Source organism: Asprobacillus argus (assembly GCF_032248395.1).
Lineage (GTDB): Bacteria > Bacteroidota > Bacteroidia > Flavobacteriales > Flavobacteriaceae > Polaribacter > Polaribacter argus.
Genome location: NZ_JAVTTO010000002.1, coordinates 362,136 through 385,258 on the forward strand (window position 1 = coordinate 362,136; position 23,123 = coordinate 385,258).

19 protein-coding genes are annotated in these 23,123 nt (G+C 33.9%); 9 read left to right on the forward strand and 10 right to left on the reverse strand.

What is annotated here, in order from left to right; genetic code table 11:
• Positions 1-32 precede the first annotated feature (32 nt).
• The 5 genes from RQM59_RS05355 to RQM59_RS05375 all read right to left on the reverse strand — a co-directional run bounded on the left by RQM59_RS05355 (position 33) and on the right by RQM59_RS05375 (position 5,910).
• Positions 33-809, reverse strand: coding sequence for a LytR/AlgR family response regulator transcription factor (locus RQM59_RS05355; RefSeq protein ID WP_349241052.1), 777 nt, complete (start codon positions 807-809; stop codon positions 33-35).
• Entirely contained in the window at positions 806-1,855 is a 1,050-nt protein-coding gene (locus RQM59_RS05360; protein ID WP_349241053.1) for a sensor histidine kinase, read from the reverse strand. Before RQM59_RS05360 ends, RQM59_RS05355 begins: the two co-directional genes overlap by 4 nt.
• Before the next feature lie 38 nt (positions 1,856-1,893).
• Positions 1,894-3,354, reverse strand: a complete 1,461-nt coding sequence (locus RQM59_RS05365) for an ankyrin repeat domain-containing protein (RefSeq protein ID WP_349241054.1) — start codon at positions 3,352-3,354, stop codon at positions 1,894-1,896.
• A 209-nt stretch (positions 3,355-3,563) separates the two neighbouring features.
• Positions 3,564-4,262 carry a LytR/AlgR family response regulator transcription factor gene (locus tag RQM59_RS05370; RefSeq protein ID WP_349241055.1) on the reverse strand — a complete coding sequence of 233 codons (699 nt, stop codon included), beginning with the start codon at positions 4,260-4,262 and terminating at the stop codon, positions 3,564-3,566.
• A gap of 4 nt (positions 4,263-4,266) precedes the next feature.
• On the reverse strand, positions 4,267-5,910 hold the full coding sequence (locus RQM59_RS05375) for a histidine kinase (protein WP_349241056.1): 1,644 nt from the start codon (positions 5,908-5,910) through the stop codon (positions 4,267-4,269).
• A gap of 209 nt (positions 5,911-6,119) precedes the next feature.
• Between RQM59_RS05375 and RQM59_RS05380 the strand changes: the two genes are divergently transcribed.
• Positions 6,120-8,135: a DUF5050 domain-containing protein gene (locus RQM59_RS05380; protein WP_489752641.1), complete on the forward strand. Its 2,016-nt coding sequence runs from the start codon at positions 6,120-6,122 to the stop codon at positions 8,133-8,135.
• Positions 8,136-8,158: 23 nt separating this feature from the next.
• Entirely contained in the window at positions 8,159-9,058 is a 900-nt protein-coding gene (locus tag RQM59_RS05385) for a TolB-like translocation protein (protein ID WP_349241058.1), read from the forward strand.
• 60 nt (positions 9,059-9,118) lie between these two features.
• On the opposite strand, the gene RQM59_RS05390 is transcribed toward RQM59_RS05385, so the two are convergent.
• On the reverse strand, positions 9,119-10,246 hold the full coding sequence (locus tag RQM59_RS05390; RefSeq protein ID WP_349241059.1) for a helix-turn-helix domain-containing protein: 1,128 nt from the start codon (positions 10,244-10,246) through the stop codon (positions 9,119-9,121).
• Positions 10,247-10,453: 207 nt separating this feature from the next.
• Between RQM59_RS05390 and RQM59_RS05395 the strand changes: the two genes are divergently transcribed.
• The 4 genes from RQM59_RS05395 to RQM59_RS05410 all read left to right on the forward strand — a co-directional run bounded on the left by RQM59_RS05395 (position 10,454) and on the right by RQM59_RS05410 (position 15,472).
• Entirely contained in the window at positions 10,454-12,094 is a 1,641-nt protein-coding gene (locus RQM59_RS05395; protein WP_349241060.1) for a serine hydrolase domain-containing protein, read from the forward strand.
• 589 nt (positions 12,095-12,683) lie between these two features.
• Complete coding sequence (locus RQM59_RS05400) at positions 12,684-13,706, forward strand: CBASS cGAMP-activated phospholipase (protein WP_349241061.1); 1,023 nt, start codon at positions 12,684-12,686, stop codon at positions 13,704-13,706.
• A 15-nt stretch (positions 13,707-13,721) separates the two neighbouring features.
• The gene (locus RQM59_RS05405) at positions 13,722-15,239 is read left to right on the forward strand and encodes a nucleotidyltransferase domain-containing protein (RefSeq protein WP_349241062.1); all 1,518 of its coding nucleotides are present in this window, start codon (positions 13,722-13,724) and stop codon (positions 15,237-15,239) included.
• Positions 15,240-15,265: 26 nt separating this feature from the next.
• The gene (locus tag RQM59_RS05410; RefSeq protein ID WP_349241063.1) at positions 15,266-15,472 is read left to right on the forward strand and encodes a hypothetical protein; all 207 of its coding nucleotides are present in this window, start codon (positions 15,266-15,268) and stop codon (positions 15,470-15,472) included.
• Between the two features lie 1,005 nt (positions 15,473-16,477).
• Here RQM59_RS05410 and RQM59_RS05415 read toward each other — a convergent pair.
• The gene (locus RQM59_RS05415) at positions 16,478-17,011 is read right to left on the reverse strand and encodes a DUF4251 domain-containing protein (RefSeq protein ID WP_349241064.1); all 534 of its coding nucleotides are present in this window, start codon (positions 17,009-17,011) and stop codon (positions 16,478-16,480) included.
• 140 nt (positions 17,012-17,151) lie between these two features.
• On the opposite strand from RQM59_RS05415, the gene RQM59_RS05420 reads away from it, so the two are divergent.
• Positions 17,152-18,177, forward strand: a complete 1,026-nt coding sequence (locus RQM59_RS05420; protein ID WP_349241065.1) for a helix-turn-helix domain-containing protein — start codon at positions 17,152-17,154, stop codon at positions 18,175-18,177.
• A 3-nt stretch (positions 18,178-18,180) separates the two neighbouring features.
• On the opposite strand, the gene RQM59_RS05425 is transcribed toward RQM59_RS05420, so the two are convergent.
• Positions 18,181-18,696, reverse strand: a complete 516-nt coding sequence (locus RQM59_RS05425) for a YybH family protein (protein WP_349241066.1) — start codon at positions 18,694-18,696, stop codon at positions 18,181-18,183.
• Positions 18,697-18,832: 136 nt separating this feature from the next.
• Here RQM59_RS05425 and RQM59_RS05430 point away from each other — a divergent pair, with 136 nt between their 5' ends.
• Complete coding sequence (locus RQM59_RS05430; protein WP_349241067.1) at positions 18,833-20,023, forward strand: multidrug effflux MFS transporter; 1,191 nt, start codon at positions 18,833-18,835, stop codon at positions 20,021-20,023.
• Positions 20,024-20,731 (forward strand): pseudouridine synthase, encoded by a 708-nt coding sequence (locus RQM59_RS05435; protein WP_349241068.1) that lies wholly within the window; start codon positions 20,024-20,026, stop codon positions 20,729-20,731.
• Here RQM59_RS05435 and RQM59_RS05440 read toward each other — a convergent pair.
• Both RQM59_RS05440 and RQM59_RS05445 read right to left on the reverse strand, forming a co-directional pair.
• On the reverse strand, positions 20,718-21,809 hold the full coding sequence (locus RQM59_RS05440) for an Ig-like domain-containing domain (protein ID WP_349241069.1): 1,092 nt from the start codon (positions 21,807-21,809) through the stop codon (positions 20,718-20,720). The two genes, RQM59_RS05435 and RQM59_RS05440, sit on opposite strands and share 14 nt — an antisense overlap.
• Positions 21,800-22,915, reverse strand: a complete 1,116-nt coding sequence (locus tag RQM59_RS05445; RefSeq protein WP_349241070.1) for a hypothetical protein — start codon at positions 22,913-22,915, stop codon at positions 21,800-21,802. The genes RQM59_RS05440 and RQM59_RS05445 overlap by 10 nt, the downstream gene beginning before the upstream one ends.
• Positions 22,916-23,123 lie beyond the last annotated feature (208 nt).

A 23,123-nucleotide genomic window follows, 5' to 3' on the forward strand; every position in this document is an offset into this window, starting at 1 on the left:
GGGTGTAGGCTCTTTTTCTAACAATTGAATGATTAAAGTTTCATCCACTTTTTAAAAGTGGACCCTTTTAATTTACTGATGGTAATGTTTGAACTGTGCTCTGGAATAACAGCCAATTTTAATTTTCTATTGGTGCACACTTGAACGGACTTTATGGCGGGCTTAGATACTATAAACTGTCTATTAACTCTAAAGAAAAATGAAGGATCTAATTGACTTTGAATTTTTTCTAATGAGCTCGATACTTGATACATTTTATGATAAAGAGTAACACAATAGGTTATATGGTTCTCTAAGTAGAAATATGCAATTTCAGATGTTTCCAAAGGAATTAATTGATCCCTATAGTTTACCAAAAACGATTTTTTATATTTCTTTATTTGATCAGAGCAATTAATCTCAGTTATAGCTTTTAAAAGCTTACTATTATTATGCAGGATTGCTTTATCTCTCGTGTATAAATTTTTGAATTTAGAAATAGCTTTCTCTAAATCAGATTTATTAATAGGTTTTAGTAAGTAATCAATACTATTATATTTAAATGCCTTTAATGCATATTCATCATAAGCAGTGGTGAAAATAATAGGAAAATTAAGAGGTACTTTTTCAAGTATTTCAAACGAGCTGCCATCTGCGATCTTAATGTCGAATAGTGCGATATCTGGTGCCTGGTTTTGCTCAAACCATTTAATACTAGCCTTAACGGTTTCTAAGACCACCAAAATACGTATCTCGGGGTTTATTTCATATAGCAGATCACTTAGGTTTTGAGCTACACTTGTTTCGTCTTCAATAATTACAATGTTCATATAAGTACTGGAAGTTTTACAATAAACTCGCTTGTCGTTTTTTCAATATGAATTTCTGTATTCGCAATCAATTTATAGCGATTGTTTAAATTCATAAGACCAATTCCAAAACTTTCAACATTATCTCTTTCTTCTAAATTATTTTTTACCGTAATAGAATCTTCTGAGTTAGATATGCTTATGCTGAGTGGTTTTTTTGACGTTATAATATTATGTTGTATGGCATTCTCGATTAGCAATTGTAAAGACATTGGAGGAATATGGCTGAGAAGAATACTCTCAGAAACGTTAATGGCAATTTTTAACTTTTTGCCAAAACGTTTTTGTAGCACATCCCTGTAGGCTTCTATAAAATCTAGTTCCTCTTTGAGCCTTACCAGATCATTTTTACGAGAAGATAATGAATATCGATATGTTTTAGAAATATCATCAATAAATTCCAGACTAGCAGTTTTCGTGTCATTTCTAACGATTGAACTTAAGGTACTCAGTGTATTAAAGAAAAAATGCGGGCTAATTTGTTCCTTTAAAGCAGATAATTCGGCAATGGACTTTTCTTCTTTAATCTTAATTAAATTCATTTCCATTTCTCTTGCCTTCTCCATACGTAATAGCATATAGGGCGCCACTATGGCAATGGTCAATACCAGCGAATGATTTATAAGATAATCTTTTAAGTAGCGCCAGGAGAGCACCAGATCGGGATGTGTTTTTGTAACATATTTAAAAATATACATGTCCATTCCAATAAAAGCGAATACGAGTAACAAGTTGCTCAATACAATTAGAGGAATATTATTTTTATGAAACAACTTTTCTTTCCAGGAATAGTTAAAGAAGGCAAAAATGACCAGCATTAATAATTCCGTTGCTACACCCACAAAACCAATACGAATCAGATAGTAATACTCTTCTTGATTAGCCGGTGTTGGGTCTTTTATCGTATACAGTTTATGAAAGTGATTGAACAGCCCAACATTGGCCAATAGGGTAATAATAATTGCTGAAATTACTATAAGCCAAATGTAGTTCGTCTTTTTATTCACAAAACAAGAGTTTCACTCGGTAATTTAAACAATTTATTTTAGTGTTTTAGTTTCTGAATATCTTTGATGGATACCCAAAAGATACTCCCTTCGCGATTAAAGAATAAATAGGCTCCATCTGGTGATAATCGAGGTGCAAATTCAATAGTTTTTGTATTGATTAGTGGCCCCATATTTTGGGCTTTTGTCCAATGACCATTTTTGTCTTTAAAACTGATGTACAGATCTACAGAGCCAAATCCACCAGGTCTATTTGAAGAAAAAATAAGAAAGCTTTTATCAGGAGCAATGGCAGGATCATAGTCTCTGCTTTCCGAATTTACATTTGGACCTAAATCTATGGGTTTTTGATATGTGCCATTTTTACTTTGTGAAAGAACAATGTTACTTGTGCGATTGGGTCCTGTTGAATAAAATAAAGTTCCATCATTAGAGAGTGTTGGAAACCAATCATGGTGTTCGGAATTGTTAATAGACGTGCCAAGGTGTATGGGCTTACCCCATGTACTCGCCTTTCTTTTTAACATCCACATATCGCAATTATTACGAGTAGAATCGCTCTTAGTTAACGGTCTATCTGTACAATAATAAAGGGTATTGTTATCCGGCGATAAGAAAGGGTCAATTTCTCGGTAATCTCCATCAATTTCTACCGGTTTTGGCGTAGTCCAAACGCCATTCTGTTGTTTGGTTACAAATATGGTGCCTCCGTGATAGCGCCAGGATTCAACCGTATAGTATAGTTCAGTTCCATCTGACGAAAAAGTAGGACTATGTACAAAATTTTCTGTAGAAACAAAGCTTTTCGCAAATATCAATGGGATACTATCTGGTCTTTTTTGGCCTAAATAATTACCCTTAAATGTGTATTTAGGAACCTTTTTTAGATCCGCTCCTTTTGTGATAAGATATTCTGCAATTTCTGGGTTATTTTCTCGAATAGCAAGTGCCAATGGCGTATTTCCATAATCATTTACAGGATCAATGTCGGTTTTTTTACTTATGATCTTTTTTAAGGCATATAAACTATTGTTGAGCACTGCTTTATGAAGTAGGGTGGTTCCAAGATTTACATCGGCCTTGGCCTTTATTAGAAGATCTATGAGCTCTTTATTATCTGATTGTACGGCATTATATAATGGTGTCAGACTATCTTTGTTAACTGTATTTACTTTAGCACCTTTTGCAATGAGGGACTTTGTCATGGCTATATTTCTTCTCAGTACTGCGTACATGAGTGGTGTATCTCCATAGTTATTTATAGCGTTAATGTCTACGTTCTTTTTAAGAAGGAAATTAAATATACCTTCCTTGTTACAATAGGTGGCAAAGTGCAGTAAATTGGATTTATTCTTGCTCTGTACATGAACGCTTTGTTTTATAAGTAGCGAGTCCAATTCTTTTTGGGTACCATTACAAACGGTTCTGAATATGGTTTTGGTTTGTCCAATTAACACTGCTGAAAATAATAGAAAAGTTATATGAATAATAGTTTTCATCGTTTTGTTTTAAGGGCCAAATTAACATATATAACTATATATGTTCTAAGTAGTAATTACCAAGTGGACAAAATGGTCGTTAAAGCAGGCTAAATCAATTGCAATAGGTTATGAATGAGATAATATTCGTAATGGTTCGCAAAAATAATTAGTACTATGAAGCTGTTCTGTTTTTGGAAAAGTGATAGTATTACTTACCTAAACTTGTGTTAAAACCACTTCGCTTTGATGTCTTTATACCTTGTTCTGCCAATAGGTATTAATTCTCCATTTTTTAGTTCTGCCATATATTTGCTGCCTGACGCTACTATAATCTTGGATACTTCCGACATCTTCACTAGATATGATTTGTGGATACGTTCAAAAGAGAATGACAGTAAATGTTCTAATTTTTCTAGAGATTTATCATGTAACTCCTTTTTGCCATCTGCAAGAAAAAGCTCAGTATAGGTACCAGCTCCTTTTATATAAAGAACATCTTCGATGGGTATTAATTGGATCTTTTGTCTCTTTTTTACAGCTAAAAATTTGATTTGAGGAGTTACTTCTTTTTCTTTTGTGACTGTTCTATTAATAGCTTGCTTCAATCGATCTCTATTAAAAGGCTTAGGGACAAAATCTAAAACTCCATATTCAAAGGCAGTGATTGCCTGATCTTTGTAAGCTGAAATAACTACAGTGTGGAAAGATTCAGAAACTGCTGTTTTAAGTAAGTCAAAACCGCTTTCTCCGTTAAGGTTTAAATCTAGAAAAACAATGTCTAATGAATTGCATTCAATATATCTCAACGCCTCATGAAGTGTATTAATGTGCTTAAGTGACTGTAAGGAATTTCCAAAAATATCACGGAGCATCCGCTCGATTCTTTTGGCGATTCTAGATTCATCTTCTACGATTAAAATGTTCATTTTCCTATGAATATATTTTTATAGTGTTTTTCCAACCGTGACTTACGGGTTCTGAGGTAAACTCCCATTGCTTTTGATAACTTTCTGTGAGTCGTGCTTTTATATATTTAATTCCCGTACCTTCTTTTTCATCATTACTTTCTTGTCTTACAGGAGCAGCAAAGGTTAAAAAAGTATAACATCTATAAGCACTATTCGATTCATAAACTAGCTTAAATCGAATGCCGTTATCTTCCAGAGGCAAGCTATGAGTAATTCCATTTTCTAATAAGGTATGAAAAATTCCAGGAGGTACTTTCTGTTCAGGATCTATGCCTTCTTCTTGCCATGAATAGTTTATTTCTTTTCGATATTCCATAATCTCAAGATGTGCACGACAAAGTGCTATTTCTTGAGCAATTGAGATCAATGTTTTATTTTCTATCTGATTAAAAAGGTCAAATTCTTTGGCTAAGGCTTCTATAAACAAAACACCTTTTTTGGGAGTTTCTTCTACCCAATCTATTAATGAAGTTAAGGTGTTCATTAAAAAATGAGGTTGAATATTTTTTTTGAGCAATTCTAGGCGTAAGCGCGTGGATTGGATTAAAGAGTTTTCATAAGCCAATCGTTGTTCTTTTATCCTAAGCGAAAGTAAATAAAACATCCCCAAAAGAATAAGACTAAAGCTTGCGAATAGACTTTTATTAAAAGGAGCGGCATAACTTATAGGTATAGATAATAGGAGTGTTAATAGTACGAGTCGAGCACCTTTCCTTTTTTTATAAACTCCAAATATCACAACTCCAAATGAAAATATCGACATGCTTAAGGCCATATTATTACCTGTTAATTCGAAGACATGTCTAGATAGAAAAATGTACAGTAAAACACCTGCGTAAATAGTCAGTAGTACTTTTCGTTTCGGGAAAGGAAATTGCATCGAAAAATAGAACGGAATGAGAAAAGAAATACCAAACATTAAAGCGCCTATAATCTGTAAACGCACTACATGCATACTGTAATGGATAGGAGCATAGGCTTTCATGAACTCCGCCAATATCAAGGCAAAAAATAGAAAACAGCTAATACTAAAAATAAGCGTTGTATACTCCTTTTTGTTACTTAGAAATAGAAACAAAAAGTAGAAAAAAGCAATAAGGAAAGCTCCTGCAAAAAGATGCATATAGGAAGACTCAATAAGTCGGTTGGTCAATAAATCGTCATAATAATCTATCTTCAGTTCAAAGATTCGTGTATGATCTGGAAAATAAAGAAGACTCGATCGTATGGCTAATAGGTGTTCTCCTTTTTTCGTCAGACCTGTTGGAATGCTAAAGTAGACCCAGGTTTTGCCTTCAGGACCTAGTATTGCTTCTTGTCCGGGGTTTCCATTCTTCCCAATCAAAACTCCATCCCAAAAAGCTTCATATTCACCATATGCATGTAAATAAATGCCATACGGACGCAATGAATCTGAAGATTTTAGAAGCTCAATATTAGTTCTGGACCAGAAAACTTGAGCATCTGGAACCAACCAAAGCCTTCTTTGCCAGTTCTGATCATTAAAATCGCTGTTTGCCCATTCTTGTTGATCACCTATTTTGAATACCGTCTCGTGCTTCTTAAAAACAGCAGGCTCTTTGGAGCAAGAGGATATCAATTGCATGAGGCAAATGAGTAGAAAATAATACAAAGGTCTTAACTTCATGTATGTTAGGTTTCCAGATACAAACTAACCATTATTAAATGGCTTCTTAGAGCAGTTTATTAGCGTATAGAGCAGTTGACAAAATTTAGATTGAATTAATGATAGAAAAATACATCTTTTGTATGATAAAAAACACATTGAAACTGACAAAAATGAAAAACAAGAATATGAAATACATAAAAATCGTCTCATTTTTTTTGACTTTACTAACTATCAATGGGTATTGTCAAAGTAGTAAAGAGTCAACATCCTATACAATTGCTTTTTCATCAACCGAATCAGGTGATGTAGGAATTTATCAAAGAAATACTGACGGCAAATCAGCTATTAAAAGTACAAACAAGAAGGGGGGATACTTAGCTTGGTCTCCAGACGGAAAACAGTTTGCTTTTTATCATAAATATGATGAAAAAAAGACATGGTCTATTCATACAATGAATAGTGATGGTTCTAATAGGAAACGATTAACGCATGAAAAATACAAATGGGATAATTCACCAGCTTGGTCACCTGATGGAACAAAAATTGTTTTTGCAAGAGCCTATAAAGACACGGATAATAATTGGCAGCATGAAATTTGGATTATGAATTCTGATGGTACAAATCAGAAACAAATCGAGGGTCTAGAAGGAGGAGGACCCTATTTCACTTCAGATGATAGAATTATTTTTCATTCACAGCCTACTCCGAGTGAAATTTTCATCACCAATATGGATGGCAGTAACCAGATTCAATTGACCCATAATGAGGCTGAAGACTGGCACCCAGAAGTTTCACCAGATGGCAAGCAAATTGCTTTTATGTCTAACCGAGATGGAAATCATGAAATTTATGTGATGAACATCGATGGCTCTAATCAAAAACGATTAACAAATAACAGTTTTGATGATTGGTATCCATCATGGTCTCCAGACGGTTCTCAAATCATTTTTTCATCACTTAGAAATGGAGAAAAAAGTATTTATAGGATGAACAAAGATGGCTCTTCAGTAAGAAAAATTATACCGAACGCTACAAGTCCAGCATGGTTAAAAATTCGTACTCAACAAAATTATATCGAAGCACCTGAGGCTACTACTGTAGAAGTTAAAGGCTCATTCAGGGATATTCCTAAACTCAAAAAAGCCTATATCGAGGCAGCACCTATGGATAGAAAAGATGGTATCTCTGTGGGAGAATTAGGCGTCGATGGAGGAAATAAAGAGATGATTCTTACTCTCGCTCGGCGTATTGCAGGCAATCAGTATGGTATTTACGATAGCTTTTTAATTGCTCATAAAGGAAGGCTTCTTTTTGAATCGTATTATACACGTGGTCGCATCAATTTAGCACATCCCCAAGCCTCAGCAACAAAAACGTATACAGGTCTATTACTGGGCCGTGCAATTCAGCTAGGGTATTTAACTATGGCCGATTTGGACAAACCTTTGACCAGTTTTTTGAAAGACCTGGATCCGTCAAAATTTATTGAAAATGTAGGGAAAACAACGCTACATCAGGCATTGACCATGACCACAGGTATTCGTGTTAGCGAGGAGAATCGAGAAAAAATGCGAAAAAATCCAGAAAGATTAAAAGGTCAGGGAGAAGTTCAAGCACTTTTTGAGTATAGCGATCCTATTACTCCAGAGTCAAAATTGTTTCGTTATAGTGCAGGACCTGCATTAGTGATGCAAGTAATCGATGCTGTTGTACCAGGGACGGCTAAAGATTTTATAAAAAATGAATTCCTTGACAAAATGGGTATCACGAACTATGATTGGCCGACAGCACCTAGTGGATTACCGCAATCAGGCTGGAGGATAAGCATCACATCACGGGATATGATCAAAATTGGAATCATGGCCTTGAACAAAGGGACGTGGAAGGGAGAACAACTAATTCCTGAGGCGTTTATTGCTAGGGCAACTAGCAAGGTTGTTAGTAGTGGTGAGAATGCTATTTACTTCGGAGGCGCTATAAATGTCTCAAATGAAGGATATGGCTATTTAATGTGGAACGCAGAACTGGAATATGAAAACAAAAATTACTTCACCGCCAATGCACAAGGAGGAGGAGGACAGTTTATCATTTTAATTGAAGAGCTTGATCTGGTTATTGTGACTACGGGTCATAATAATCGCTACCCTAGTACTCTGAGAATGACCGCAGAGCAGATTTTACCAGCTTTTATTAAACAATAGCAAACAGTATAGAAACCTAAATAATGAAGAAAATTTCCTTTTTATTTTCAACACTTGCACTGGCATTATTTTTAAATGCCTGCAGGACTAAACAAAGATCAAAAGACAGCGATGTATCAACTAAAAGCCCGTACCTCGGACAAAAACCTCCGGGGCTATTGCCTGAAGTGTTTGCTCCAGGGATGGTTTCAACAAAAGGCTGGGAGGTAAGTGGTGTTTTTACACCCGATTTAAAAGAGTTTTATTTCATCAGAGAAGCTGCTACCGATAAGGAAAATTTCAAACAAGAGTTTGTTCTTTTTCAGCGTAAAAATAATGAATGGCACGAGTCGGTGATATCGGGTAGGGTAGGACAACCTTTTATCTCACCAGATGGTACTATTATGCATTTAGGGAAACGATATAAAGAACGTACAGAGACTGGAGAATGGTCAGAGATAAAAAAGTTAAGTCCTTCTTTTCAGGAAATACAGATTATGCGCCTTACAGTATCATCAAAAGGAACCTATGTTTTTGATGAGGCTGGTATGCCAGATGGTGACGGGATTATTCGGTATTCACGTTTGGTGGATGGAAAAAGAGAAGAGCCAAAAGCATTTGGTAAAGAGATCAACACAGGTAAATTCAATGCCCATCCTTTTATTGCGCCTGATGAGTCTTATATTCTTTGGGATGGCAGAAGAGCCAGCGGATATGGTAATTCCGATATTTATATTAGTTTTAAACAGCAAGATGGTTCTTGGGGTGCTGCCATCAACTTAGGAGACAAGATAAACACAAGTGCATGGGAAGCAGGTGCCCGGGTAACACCAGATGGAAAATACCTGTTCTTCAACAGGAATATGGGTTCAGACAACTATGAGAATGTGGATATTTTCTGGGTGGATGCGAAAGTAATTGAAAACCTTAGGCCGAAACAATAAGTTACTTCAGTCTAATCATTACGAATCGCTTTTGCACAATCGCAAAATATAGGGCTATACTCATTGTTTTTGCGAATCCTCAACCTTTTTAATATACTCTGTAGGAGTATAGTTTGTTATTTCTTTAAACGCCTTGTAAAAGGTAGATTTAGAATTAAATCCGACATCGAACGCTATAGATACCACTGTAAACTCTTTATGTTGATTTTTGTTTATTTTTTGTAAAAAATCCTGAACTCTATATTCGTTAACCAGTTCGTAAAAAGTTTTTTTATAGACATTGTTTAGAACCCATGATAATTTATTGGTTGTCGTATTAATTTCATTAGCTAGAATTGATAAACTCAATTCTGGTCGACAATATCCTTTCTCTTCATCTAAAAAGGTATTAACTAGATTTTGAATCTTACTTATTTCTGCATCATCAAGTTTATTCTTTCTTTTAGGAATGTTTTCATTCTTAGAAGGGAAACGGATTTTAAAGATTTCGGGATGTTTTAAATTATAAAAACCGACTATATAAATTTGTATACCAAAGATTAAACATGATATATCCCAGATCATTCTAATATCGACTGGCAATTTAACAACAAAGCGTTCAACAATGCCTAGCAACCAAAAAATCATATAAACCCACAAACAAATGAGCATAACTTTTATATACTTTATAATGGTTTGATTAAAGGATAGCTCTTGTTCTTCATTTTTCTTATAGTAATTCAACAGTCTATTAGATTGGAATAAATAAGCAGAAATAAAGACAAAAAACATGACGTCATTCCAAAACAATAAAGTGTTGAAATAGCTGCTAAGATCTTTTATGGAATTATAAAAATATACATGAAAAAGGCAGTATAAAAAATACAATAGTGCCGGCAAATAATGATAGTATGCTAACTGATAATTTCCATTTTTATAAAAAAGCAACCGCCTAATATACGTATAAACGAAAGGTCCAATAAAAAGGTAAAAAGTATTAATGATATTACCATATTGCCTCAAAAAAGCTCTTTCAAATTGATGACCCAAAGCTCTTTCGAATAAAAAAAGGCTATAAATCACCAATAAATACTGTATAATCCTGTTTGCTCCTGTATGCTTTTTAGGAATATACTGAATGGCAAAGATCAAAAAAATGCACTGACCAATAACCAATACCAGAAAAAGCTCGTATAGCGATATACTCATCCACTTAAAATTTTAACATTGTTGTATTTTAATCTAACTTAAAAACAAGTTTACTATTTTTTATCCTTTCATTTAGCTAGAATGTAATCTTTACGTATGCATAGATTAAAAAATAGTCTGATACTATAGTTTAGGACATCTTGTAACGACAATAGTTACATTTGGTGACAAAAAAAAGTTTTCTTTACAAGAAATCAAATTACAATTATGAAATCTAATTATTTATGTATCCTTATTATATGTCTATTAATATCATGTAAAAATAGTGGTCAATCAAAATCAAATAATACATCTTCAAACGAAATGGAGAATTTGTATTTTTCAAAAACTGACTTTACAAAAGCTAAAATCACATCAAAGAATTATTCGAAAAAATTCAACCTACATAACGATGCCTATCTAAGTATTGTTTTCACCTTAAATAAACCATTAATACAAAGTCTTCAAGAATTAGCACCAAGCCTATCCGAAGAAGAATTATTAAGCAAAGGAAATTTTCAATTTTCTTATTTAATAGATGGAAAAACAATGTATGTAGAGAACTTAAACACAGGAGCAGGACCAAAAACGCGCAAAACAGAGAAGCTTAGACAAGTAATACCATTAGTAACACCTGAGCGAATAAATTTTTGGGGTTGGTATATGTGGCAACGATTTATGAAAGTTAATGGTGGGCAAGATGCATTTACAGAAGGAAATCATACTTTTAGTATTGAAGTAAGACCTTATTTAAAGGAAAATGGATTAAAAGTTGGCTCTCTTTTGGCAAAAGGAAATATTACTGTAGAAGTTCCAAAAATAATTATTGACGAAAGTCTGGTTGCCATTCAAAAAATAGAAATTAATAGTGGTCTGGAGGTTTCTAAAGATCATTTTAATGAATCTAAAATTAAAGCGTTAAATAGAAAAATAGCTGAAGGTAGATTTAATGATATTAACGGAATTGTAGTCATAAAAGATGGTAAACTCCTACTAGAAGAATATTTTAACGGTGCATCAAGAGGTAGTTTACATAATACACGATCTGTAGGAAAATCATTTGCCTCTACAATACTGGGCATTGCCATTAAAGAAAAACTCATAAAAGACGAAAATGCTTTACTAAAAGATTTTTATAATTTAAAAACCTATCAAAATTATAGTGCCAAAAAAGATGCTGTAACCCTGAAATCACTTTTGACCATGAGTTCTGGTTTTTTAGGTGATGATCAAGACTATGAAAGTCCAGGAACTGAAGATAAGATGCAATCTTCTGATGACTGGGTAAAATTCACTTTAGATTTACCGATGCATAAGGACAAAATAATAGGCAAGGATTATAATTATTTTACGGCTGGGTCTAATTTGCTGGGTGATATTATTCATAAATCTGTTCCTGATGGATTGGTTTCTTATGCCGATAAAAAATTATTTGCACCCTTGGGTATTACTGATTATAAATGGTTTTACACTCCTCAAAATATTGCATATACAGGTGGTGGTATAGAACTAAGAGCTATCGATTTTGCAAAATATGGACAATTATATAAAAACAACGGACTTTGGAATGGTAAGCAAATTCTCACGAAAGCATGGGTAGAAAAAAGCTTAGCCAAACAAGTATCGCAAGCCTATGCTGGTATAAAAGATGGCTATTACGGTTACCTTTTCTGGAATAGCGTATATACGGTCAATGATAAAGATTATGAAGTGTCTTTTGCCACAGGAAATGGTGGTAATAAAATTTTAATTTTTAAAGATATCCCTTTTGTTATTGTCATTACATCTTCAGCATATAATAAACCTGGGGCTCATGCAAATGCAGATAAAATGATCGTTGATTATATATTACCAGCAGTATTAGATTAACAAAATAGTACTATAGAATAAGAAGATGAAATTGTTTCTACAAATGCTAATCGCTGAGAATCGTTTAAAAAATAATTTCTTGATCATTGTACAGAATATTCAAGTTTACTAGAAGCTCTATTTTACATAGTATCATTATAGCTACAGCTGGATTTTGCATTGGCGCAAATTACTTTTTACATAATTACTAGCGTTATATAGCTAAAGCTCTAGAACTGTAATTATGTAAAATACTGCGTATACAGTAATTTGCTATAAATGTACTATAATGTTCTCGCGTTATGTTATTTTGCTTTGGTAAAAGCGAAATAATATTACGGGTTTCCACAAAAATTTCTTTTCTAAAAAGCTTTTCTTGCTACAGTTAATGGAACACTCTTTGGAGTTGCCGACGTTCTTTAAATCAAATAGTAGAACAGGAGGGAAGTTGCAATGTGTGTGGAATGACAAATTGATATTGTTTCATATTAAAATATGTCATATTGACAATTCAATTATATAAAAACTGAAAGTATGTCAATTAAAATCAATTCTTGTTGAAAAATATTTATTGGTATAACTCTTGACGTATTCTTGCAAATATTTACACATGGAAAAAGAAAAAGAGAAGTTCAAGATTTTGTCTATTGATGGAGGAGGAATTAAAGGAATTTTTCCTGCATATTTACTAATGTTAATTGAATCTGAGCTGGAAAAAAGAAAAGATGGAAAGACTAAAATATACCAACATTTTGATTTATTAACTGGAACATCAACTGGTGGGATAATTGCTTTAGCTCTTTCATTTGGTATACCTGCAAAGGAAATATATGAGTTATACCTAGATAATGCTAAAAGCATCTTTGGCAGTAAAAAAAGTTTCTTCAAGCAATTATTTTTTTCCTCACACGAGAGTGATTTTTTAGAGAATCTAATAAGAAACAAATTTAAGGAATACAATAACGGTGTTGACCCTAGACTTAAAGACTGTAAAACTGATGTTTGTATTCCAATTTATGACCTAGTCAGAGGTAATCCTAGTGTTTTGAAAACACCTTACCATAAAGCATTTATCAGGGATTTTCACATACCCGCATATCAAGCTGCAATGGCAACTGCTGCTGCACCTACTTATTTTAATCCTTATTCGAGTAAATATGTTGATTTAAACGATATAAATAAATCGTTTATTAATAAAGTAGATGGAGGTGTAATGGCTAATAATCCTACGCTAATAGCTTTTTTAGAAGCAATAAAAGCATTTGAAGTTGATATTTCTAATTTGGAAATTTTTTCTATTGGTACAGGTCATAAGAATTTTACAGACATTAATTCTAGAAAAAATTGGGGCTTGTATTATTGGATGAGAAAGAATAAAAGGAAAAGACTAATAGAATTATTCATGCAAAGCCAATCACAATTAGTAGCTAATTATATAAGCTTATTACATAAAGGAATTGATAGAAGAGAAAATGAGAATTTTATCTACGATAGAGTAGATGTTGAATTAACAGAGGATAGTCAAATGGAAATGGACGAGTATGATAAAAAGTTAATCTCAAATTTTGCTGAATTAGCAGCCATTGAATATCAATATAAACGTACCGATATTTTAAATAGACATTTTTATTAATAAAAAAAAGAATTAATGAGTAATCAAATATTATTACAAGTAGCGCAGTATCTGGATATATCTCCTACTGATTATAAAATAGCACAAGAGCGTTTTAGTGCTGTAAAAAACTGGTTAGATAATGGAATATATAGGTCTGGTTATTTACCTGATGTCTATCTTCAAGGTTCTTTCAGGCTTGGAACTGTAGTCAGACCATATCATAAAGATAAAGATGGAAATTTCGACATTGACCAGGTATGTGAATTGACAAAATACGATGAGTTTAAATCTTCGAAAGTTCTAAAAAATGATATTGGTGATAGATTAAAAGAGAGTAATGATTATGAAAGAATGCTAGACGAAGAAGGTAAAAGGTGTTGGACAATAGAATACGCTACTGAAAATAGTAGACCAGGATTTCACATAGATATATTACCAGCTTTAAAATCCGATGAAGGAACATTACATAACATAGATATTACACATAAAGAAAATAATGTTTATAGCTGGTCTACAAGTAATCCTAAAGGCTACTATTTGTGGTTTAAGTCAAAAAACACTTTTTCAACTAACTTTATTGAAACACAAAGAGATACTATTTTCAATGCCAATAGAGAATTATATGAAAGAAAAGAAGATGTTCCTAAACAGTTATTTAGAACTCCCTTACAAAGAGCAATTCAAATAATGAAGAGGCATAGAGATGTACATTTTGTTAATAGAGATTTTAAACCGATATCAATAATCATTACAACCATTACTACACAAGTATATAATAGAGAAAGTAATATAATTCAGATAATTGATGAGTTTGTAAATTATGCTCTTAATAGAAATGAATTCTTAATACAAAATGGCTATTTAAATAGAGATGACATATTAGATTATATAGACGGTAAATGGTTAATTCCAAATCCTGTTGACTATGGAAGGCCTGAAGATGAGAGAGAAAATTTTGCCGACCGATGGAATATGGAGTCAGAGTTAGTAAATAATTTTTTTGAATGGTGTCAGCAATTAAAGAGAGATATAAATAGTTTTAAGAAAAGTGGACTTTCAGATAGTTTGAACTTAAAAACTAAGTCGTTCGGCAATGGAGAAAGAATTGATGGAATTTTATTAAGAGAAACCAATAAAATACTGGAAAATGGAATAGGTACATTCTCTTCAAATAATAAAGAACTACTAGATTTAATTCATTTGGGCATAGAAGGTAAAACAGAATGGGAACCAATAAAAGAACTAGCTGAAAGGTATTATCATGAATTAAGTGAAGGAGAGAATAAAGATGTGGCTAAAGTTAATTTTTATCAAATTGCCAGACATAGAGGAAGGTCTTTTTCTGAAGAAGCGATAAACGATATAAAAGATGTTTTAAGAAGGAATAAAGATTCAGCATCTTTTGTTTTATGTTGTAATCTTTTACTTGGGTCTGCTACACAGCAAATGATAAAGGATTGTATGGCTCAATTTAATTATGAAAATATTTTAGAGTGGCCTATTTTAAGGCTGTATAGTCGTCCTTTCATTTTAGAAAAAACAACATTATAAGTTGATATCATAAAAACAATAGGAGTATGGAAAACGAAAAAACAAATACTTTTTTAATGCTTATCAGGCATGAGATGTTGGTCGAACAAATTGAAACAATTAATAAAGACTTTATAAAACAAATTATTTTAAGAGCTGGAGGTAAAGTAGAAGATATAGATGATGTCCTTAAACACTCATCTGTTAAAGAAATTGATGATGATATGTTCTATGTAAAAACTTCGACATCATAAACTTTTGGGTAAAACAATAGGAGCAATGAGCGTTCGTGTTTTAAGCTCCTTAACTAAAAGTTACTTAACATAATATAAAAGCTTCTTAAAACATAGCGAGTAATCCGTGATTGTTTCCAAAAGATTATGCAGTCTTGAATTTTTGTTTCTTTTGTTTCAAGACAAAAGATAGAGAAGAAACTCATGTACAGTTCAATAATAACTTTCAAGTGAACAAGTGTATAGAATTTGCTCGCAGAGAAATTTTATACTCTTGTGAGAATCTAGCGAGAAGCTCGTGAAATTTTTGAAACGAGAACTATTTTCAAATACGTGATTATAACTAACCAAAAGGTTTAGCTTTTTTTTGGTGTTGGCAAGCGTTGGATAATTGTGTGTACAAGAAAATGCGTTGAGCATTTTGTTTTACAAAACAATCGAGCGATTGGTAGCGGCAATTTTACATAACGGCAAATTATAGTACAAATGAGTTAGAATGTTTCTAATCCGCGAGAATCGAATATTTGAAAGTTTCATGACCCAAGTTCTTAAATATCGTTAAGAATTTATACAGGCTTTGGGTATTTAGCATAGTATAGAATTATAACTACAAATGAAACCACTAGTAATAATCAATAATAATAAACATTTGTATTATAATTTATATTATGTTAAATAGTAAATTTGAATAACTACTCCATTCCAACAAACAATCCCTTGAGGTACATATTCTATAACCCTCAAGAATTATCTTTCGAGTTTCTTCGTATCGAATTTATATTGGTACTAAAATCATATGATCAAACTTCCAAAACGTTTAATTCAGGCATTGTCCTACTTAAGTCTTCTATTGGCGGCTATTATGACAAATTAGAGTTCTTTAACCGTTTAAACGGTTATTTTTCATCCGTACTAATTTTAGGAATTTTTATCGCTATATACGTCATAAGAACAAGAATAAATAGATTTTCACAAAAAAAGGAGCCTTTAGGCCCCTCTATATAGTTAGTATGTAACATTCAACTTTTATATCTCCTTTATAGAGCCTCTATAGCTAATCGGTGATCGATGTGTGCTTACCACACGGACATCTGACGTTAGATTTGAGAACAAATACACTGTTACATTAAAGATTTCTTGCTTTTTACGCATTCTAAAGAAGATCTTATAACGCTGCTTTTTTTCGTTATAAGTAGTTTTATAGGTACTTGGAATACCTTCCAACATAATACTGTTATCATCTCCGTAACCAGCACCACCCATTCTACGCGTACCAAAATAAGGTAAATCTAAACGAATACTATCGCCACTTTTTTTGATATAGTTCGACGTATTCAATAGATTGATACTACTTGGATTACTATCTCTTGGTAATAAACCAGTATTGGCTAAGGTAATAACACCCTCCGTTGGAAATGCCAACTTCGATGTAATCTCATAAGACTTATCTTCCATCATTTCAGCCAGGGCCTTTTTTTGGGCCGCTGAAGTCTCCAGATCTTTCGATGTTTTACAGCCTAGCAACAAAACACCACATAATACAACAACTAATACTCTCATTTTCAATGAATTTAGATACTATAAATATACATCAAAATTTGTACCGTTCTACCAATATAGTGTTAAAAATGAGGCGGATATGGTAAATTTTTTCGCATTTGAACGGATAACATATATATTTACGAAAAGGACCATCACGTATGTTTAGCATAGACATTTTAACATTATTAGCATTTTTCGGCGCCTTTCAAGGCATTTTCTTTGCTGTTGTCTTTTGGGTAAAGAACAAGCACTTTTCTAATAAACTGTTTGCCCTGCTCTTGTTTGTAACGAGTATTCGTATTGCCAAGAATATCTTTGTACATTTTAGAGATCTAAATCCAGAACTGTTCTCTAACGATTTGATTTGGAGATTGTTGATCTATATCGGTTTGGCCCATCAATTTGCTATTGGCCCTTTGTATATGCTCTATTTTTCATCTAGAATAAAAGAAAAATTTGCCTTTCAAAACCGCTATCTATGGCACTTTTTGCCCTATGCTGTAATTATCGCGACTAGCCCTTTTATTCGTTGGAACTTTTGGGCTAACGGAGGTTTATTAGCATCCTATATATCGATACTCCTCTATTTTATCATCGCTTTTCAACGCTTTTATAGCAAAAGAAACATGTTAGAAGTCAAAACAAAAAAGTGGTTAGGTGGAATCTTGATCATTACGAGCCTGATGCTACTCGCCTATTCCCCTGCCCTTTTTCACTACATGGGATATATCGGAGGTGCAATTCTCTATACGGTCATCGTGATTTCGATGGGATATATTCTATTGAATAATGGCGTGTTATTTAGCACCAAATATGAAACGTCTTCCCTAAAAAGTAAAAAAGCTTCCCTGTATAAGTCACAACTAGAAGAGCTTATGATGACAGAGAAACCTTTCCTAAACCCGGAACTAACCTTACAAACACTGGCAGAGATGCTCCAGGTGCAACCCCATCACCTATCTCAGGTGATTAACCAAGAGTTTCATAAGAGTTATGCCGATTATATCAATGCCTTTCGTTTGGAAGAAGCTGCCAAAAAATTAAAAGACCCTAAATACATGCCACTAAAGATTTCTTCTTTAGCCTATGATTCAGGGTTTAATTCTCAGCCTACGTTCAATACCTTGTTTAAGAAAGTGTATAAAGAAACACCTTCCCAGTATCGCAATCGTTTCAAAAAATAGTAGTTAATCCAGATCTAAGGGAGTGCCTTTGGCAAAGTCTTTAGCAGTAATTTTGACTCCATTAATATCGCCAGTGTCCCAGTCTTGTGCAATTTTCCAGGAGCCTTTTACTTTTTTTAGAACAATATGAAAACGAGCATAGGATTCTCGAGTCGTTCCGTCTGGAGAGGTTGTGGTAATACGATAATATCCTACTTCATAACCAGTATTTCCAGCATAGATGCGATGCTCTAGCCAAAAGTCTATCGTTCGTTTTCTATCATCCTTCTTGGCATAATTGGCTGTATTTCTATCTTTAAAAGCTTTGCCAATACGGATCCCCCATTTGTTCACCCTTAATATATCATCCGTATGCAGATCGTTGTATGTTTTTGCATCTCTATTTTCTAAAGAATGTTTAAAAGGTTTCCACAATTGAGTATTGACCTCCTGTGCTATTTTTTCCTGCTCTTTTTTGTTTTGTGATACAGCAGGCAGTGCTACTAAGACAAGTATAATGCAAGCGACTAATTTTTTCATGATGCGATGTGTTTTAAATTTCAATAGCAATGATACACTTCCCAAGCGCTGTATTTTATTAAAATTATAATTTTTATACACTTTATTTCATTTGTAAAACGATAAGGTTGTGTGGCAAATAGTTTACTTTTGCACGATGCAATCTAACACCCAACCTTCTAAACTCGAATTTGTTGCATTAATGGCATCTTTGATGTCTATAGTGGCCTTATCTATTGATGCTATTTTACCGGCATTGGACCAGATTGGTATCTCCATCGGAACGAACCATTCTAGCGAAAACCAGATGCTGATCACCATGATCTTTTTAGGTTTGGGTGTCGGTCAGTTGATATTCGGTCCTATTTCCGATAGTTTAGGAAGAAAGCCTGTAGTGTATGTTGGATTTCTCATTTTCGTAGCGGCTAGTATACTCTGTGTGTATGCCGAAAGTTTAGAGATCATGGTCTTAGGTAGAATATTACAAGGAATCGGACTCTCTGCACCAAGAACATTGGCTATTGCGATGATCCGAGATACGTATAGTGGCGATTATATGGCCAAGATCATGTCTTTTGTAGTGGCTATTTTTATATTGGTGCCTATTGTGGCTCCAACGCTAGGGAAACTCTTTTTAGATAGCTTTGGTTGGGAATCCATTTTTTACAGTCAGTTAGTATTTGGAGTTATAGTCCTCATATGGCTTTGGAGACGACAACCTGAAACATTAAAGCCTGAATATAAAAAAGCCTTTACATTGAGTTTATTTGTAGAGGGATCCAAAGAATTTGTAAAGCATAGAGCTGCTATTGTATTTACCTTGATCTCTGGCTTAATTACGGGAGCATTTATGGTATTCTTAAGTACCTCACAACATATCTTTCAAGAACAATATCAACTCAAAGAAGAGTTTCCATATATTTTTGGCGGACTCGCTTTTTCTGTAGGCTTAGCTACTTTTTTTAATGGTACACTGGTTATGCGTTTTGGCATGCGTAAATTAGTGGATATTTTCTCTGTGTTATTTGCACTCGTATCTCTGCTATATGTAGTGTTATTCTATGGTGTTGGAAACCCTAGTATTTATGTTTTGGTATTGTTCTTTACGGTACAATTTTTCTGTATTGGATTCCTATTTGGAAACCTCAGATCATTAGCGATGCAACCTTTGGGACATATTGCGGGTATTGGTGCCGCGATCAATGGATTTGTTTCTACGGTAATGGCAGTGCCTATAGCTACTTTTATTGGAAGCTTTGTACTAACTACTTCCCTCCCACTTTTTGTTGGTTTCCTGATCGCTGGAATTTGCTCCATAGTGCTACTGTTATTCGTGAAAAGAGCATAAATGAAAATAGATATTCTATACGAAGACGACTATTGTATCTGTGTAAATAAACCACACGATGTATTGGTGCACCACGGAAAATTTTCAAGGAATAATGCAGATGAAAACTCATTATTACAATTATTAGAACAACAATTCGGAGAGAAATATTATCCTGTGCATCGGTTAGACCGAAGAACTTCGGGTGTTATTTTACTAGCGAGACAAACAACGGATGTTGCTACTTTTCAGAAATTGTTTACAGATCAGGAGATTCAGAAGACCTATTATGCCGTTGTTCGTGGATTCGCTCCCGAACAGCAATATATTGATTCACCCGTAAAAGGAAAGGATGCCAAGGCCTATAAAGATGCTATCACGGAATTAACCTTGTTAAAAACGATAAGCTTAGATATCCCTGTAGGACGGTATGATACCTCTAGATATAGTCTGGTAAAACTAGCGCCTAAAACCGGTAGAATGCACCAATTACGAATCCACATGAAAAAGATCTCACATCCTATTATTGGAGATGGGAAGTATGGAGATCACCGTCATGATGCCATGTATGTTGAGCAATTCGGATGGAAAAACCTCTTTTTGCACGCTGGCTCGTTATCGTTTACACACCCTTTTTCTCAAGAAGTATTGCATATCAATGCACCATTTTCGGAGGATTGGAATGCACTCTTTCTAAAATTCGGTTGGAGAAACCCTATTGGATCGTAAAAGTTATTGTTTTCGTCTTAGAATCTTTTGTCTTTTTTTCCTGCTGAAGATCGGTATCAAATAAACGATTCAGATTGTTTCCCGCTAGATCTTCCATGCTACTTTGTACAACCATTGTATAAGTTCCTTTTTTCCAACGCTCTTTTGGAATGAACAAAGTGCTATTTGGACTACCCATGGTTAAAAAACCACCAGCTACTGATTGATCTTGTGCATCCATTATGACGATACTCTTCTCGATGAGCATGGCATCCATAAGCTCATCAAAGGCAATACCCAAAGCTTCTTTACTGTCAGCATTTGGAACGGTCAGTTTCCATTGTTTTACGGAAGGCATCTTGGCATCTCTAGCAACAACAACTATCTTTTTTCTATACTCTTTTGCTAATTCACTTCCTTCTGCATCATTCCATTCCTTACTAAGAATAACCTCATAACTATTTCCATTTTTTATAGGGATTCCCAGCTTTTTATTAGGGATCAAATCTTTCTTTATACGCCCTGGGTCTAACCATAGCGTGAGCTCAGTATGATCTGCATTCCACAATTCTGTCTCCAATGGCAAGAAAATAGCTTCTTCCTTTTGAGTATGTAAGTTGATAACTTTTATATATTCTAAAGAGCTACGTACTTCCTGCATTGGCTTGGAAAAAACAATATACATTTTTAGGAGATTCTCAGGGACCGTGTCCAATTTAGGGTATATAGCTACTACTTTTGGAGGTATACTGGGAACACTTTCTTTTATATGAAACTCCCCTACTACCTCACGCTCTTTCAAAATCTGATAGTGCCCTCCATTGTTAAAGGGAATGACCGGAGTAAAGATGATGGCGGTATCTTCTGTATTCAGTTCACCCAAAATAGGAACAGTATCATTTTCTTTGGTCACAATTTGATAATCTGGGCTTTCAAATCCTTTAAAATGAACACTAAGCCCTTTGTTGCCCTCGTAATGAACCGAAATATCACTGACTTTTGCTTCTTGGCCACAAGAAAGCAAAAAGAGTGTTGCACAAAAAAAGATCAAGAGTGCCTTGATCCTTTTTGTTGATATGTGTGTTGGAATTACATCCATTTTTTATTTCTACTATGTAAGTATAGATCTCCGTTTCTTCTTCTTCTTAACAATAAAGCATTGCTTTCGTCAAGATCGCTCATTTGGATCACATTTACAAAAGGTAGATTGTCATAGGTCATTCCTGCAGCTTCTCCAAATTCCGTAACGGGTGTTGTTAATGATGCATTTGTATTGACTATATCATCTAGATAGATACGCATTACTGGTCTATTGGTATTGGATAGGTAAAACTTCATTTTTCCATCTTTTTCGAAATGAAGAATGTCTATAGGCGAGTTTCCTCCTCCTAATTCGGCAATAGTTCTACCTTTTAAATGTTTACCATTTTGCATATCCTTCATAGGAAACAACACTAATGGCGTACAGGTATAGCTCGCTAACAAGTATTCTTCATTATTCATCGTAATAACGTCAAAAGCCTTAATAGGCGCATACGTCTCGTAACGACCATGAGCGGCATGATAGATCTCTAACGATGCGTACTCTTGTTTGTTTGTAAAAGGAAAAGGAATACTTCTAAAGGTAGAGGCAAATTCTTTGTTTGATAGTCCTGAAACCATTATTTTTCCATTATGATACTTTAGATCAGCTACAGCCCAATGACGAAGCGCTCTCCCTCGTTGATCTTTGGCATCAGCAGCAACGGCATCTTTTAAACTTGTTTTGGAATAACTGATGTTTTTCAATGAAACGTTTTCTAGCTTCTTGCCAACTAATTTTAATAGTACTGGAGTACCATCTTTTGTATGTACAGAAAAATACACTGCTTTAGAAACAGGATTTACAGCCATATCCGTAATTCGAATATTGTCGGCGGTCGTTCCTAAAGAAGCAGCAACAGTTTCATCAAATTTATTCATACCAATAGACGCTGCCTTTTCTTGTAAGGTATTGTCTTTAGTGTCTAGGGCATAGATCATGGCATTCTTAGAATCGCCAATAAATAAAATGCCTTCTGGGCCAAAGCTCATACTATTGATAGAAGCAATCTCCGTGTCTCCTGTGGTAAAATTCTTCGTTAATTCTGATTTTTTATCTTTCGTCGCAGCAATCATTAAAAGTACTGTAGCGATAAATGCTACTCCGGAAATGATTTTTTTCATGATAATTAGATAGTTAGGTTTTCTATAAAATTAGAGGTTTCTTATACATTGATTCAAAAAATTAACTCCAATTAACTAATATTTAACAGTGTAAGTTCGCATTAACAAGTATGGTCATTTCGACATGAGCTTCTAAAAGCGATTGAGAAATCTCAATCTAAATATGTACTGAGAATTGAGATTCTTCCTTATCGTTAATACCCTTCGT

What these genes read in the sequence shown, in the direction of transcription:
- RQM59_RS05355 (WP_349241052.1), bottom strand. Translation starts at nt 809, where the DNA reads ATGAACATTGTAATTATTGAAGACGAAACAAGTGTAGCTCAAAACCTA.
- RQM59_RS05365 (WP_349241054.1), bottom strand. Translation starts at nt 3,354, where the DNA reads ATGAAAACTATTATTCATATAACTTTTCTATTATTTTCAGCAGTGTTA.
- RQM59_RS05370 (WP_349241055.1), bottom strand. Translation starts at nt 4,262, where the DNA reads ATGAACATTTTAATCGTAGAAGATGAATCTAGAATCGCCAAAAGAATC.
- RQM59_RS05375 (WP_349241056.1), bottom strand. Translation starts at nt 5,910, where the DNA reads ATGCAATTGATATCCTCTTGCTCCAAAGAGCCTGCTGTTTTTAAGAAG.
- RQM59_RS05380 (WP_489752641.1), top strand. Translation starts at nt 6,120, where the DNA reads ATGAAATACATAAAAATCGTCTCATTTTTTTTGACTTTACTAACTATC.
- RQM59_RS05385 (WP_349241058.1), top strand. Translation starts at nt 8,159, where the DNA reads ATGAAGAAAATTTCCTTTTTATTTTCAACACTTGCACTGGCATTATTT.
- RQM59_RS05390 (WP_349241059.1), bottom strand. Translation starts at nt 10,246, where the DNA reads ATGAGTATATCGCTATACGAGCTTTTTCTGGTATTGGTTATTGGTCAG.
- RQM59_RS05395 (WP_349241060.1), top strand. Translation starts at nt 10,454, where the DNA reads ATGAAATCTAATTATTTATGTATCCTTATTATATGTCTATTAATATCA.
- RQM59_RS05400 (WP_349241061.1), top strand. Translation starts at nt 12,684, where the DNA reads ATGGAAAAAGAAAAAGAGAAGTTCAAGATTTTGTCTATTGATGGAGGA.
- RQM59_RS05405 (WP_349241062.1), top strand. Translation starts at nt 13,722, where the DNA reads ATGAGTAATCAAATATTATTACAAGTAGCGCAGTATCTGGATATATCT.
- RQM59_RS05410 (WP_349241063.1), top strand. Translation starts at nt 15,266, where the DNA reads ATGGAAAACGAAAAAACAAATACTTTTTTAATGCTTATCAGGCATGAG.
- RQM59_RS05415 (WP_349241064.1), bottom strand. Translation starts at nt 17,011, where the DNA reads ATGAGAGTATTAGTTGTTGTATTATGTGGTGTTTTGTTGCTAGGCTGT.
- RQM59_RS05420 (WP_349241065.1), top strand. Translation starts at nt 17,152, where the DNA reads ATGTTTAGCATAGACATTTTAACATTATTAGCATTTTTCGGCGCCTTT.
- RQM59_RS05425 (WP_349241066.1), bottom strand. Translation starts at nt 18,696, where the DNA reads ATGAAAAAATTAGTCGCTTGCATTATACTTGTCTTAGTAGCACTGCCT.
- RQM59_RS05430 (WP_349241067.1), top strand. Translation starts at nt 18,833, where the DNA reads ATGCAATCTAACACCCAACCTTCTAAACTCGAATTTGTTGCATTAATG.
- RQM59_RS05435 (WP_349241068.1), top strand. Translation starts at nt 20,024, where the DNA reads ATGAAAATAGATATTCTATACGAAGACGACTATTGTATCTGTGTAAAT.
- RQM59_RS05440 (WP_349241069.1), bottom strand. Translation starts at nt 21,809, where the DNA reads ATGGATGTAATTCCAACACACATATCAACAAAAAGGATCAAGGCACTC.
- RQM59_RS05445 (WP_349241070.1), bottom strand. Translation starts at nt 22,915, where the DNA reads ATGAAAAAAATCATTTCCGGAGTAGCATTTATCGCTACAGTACTTTTA.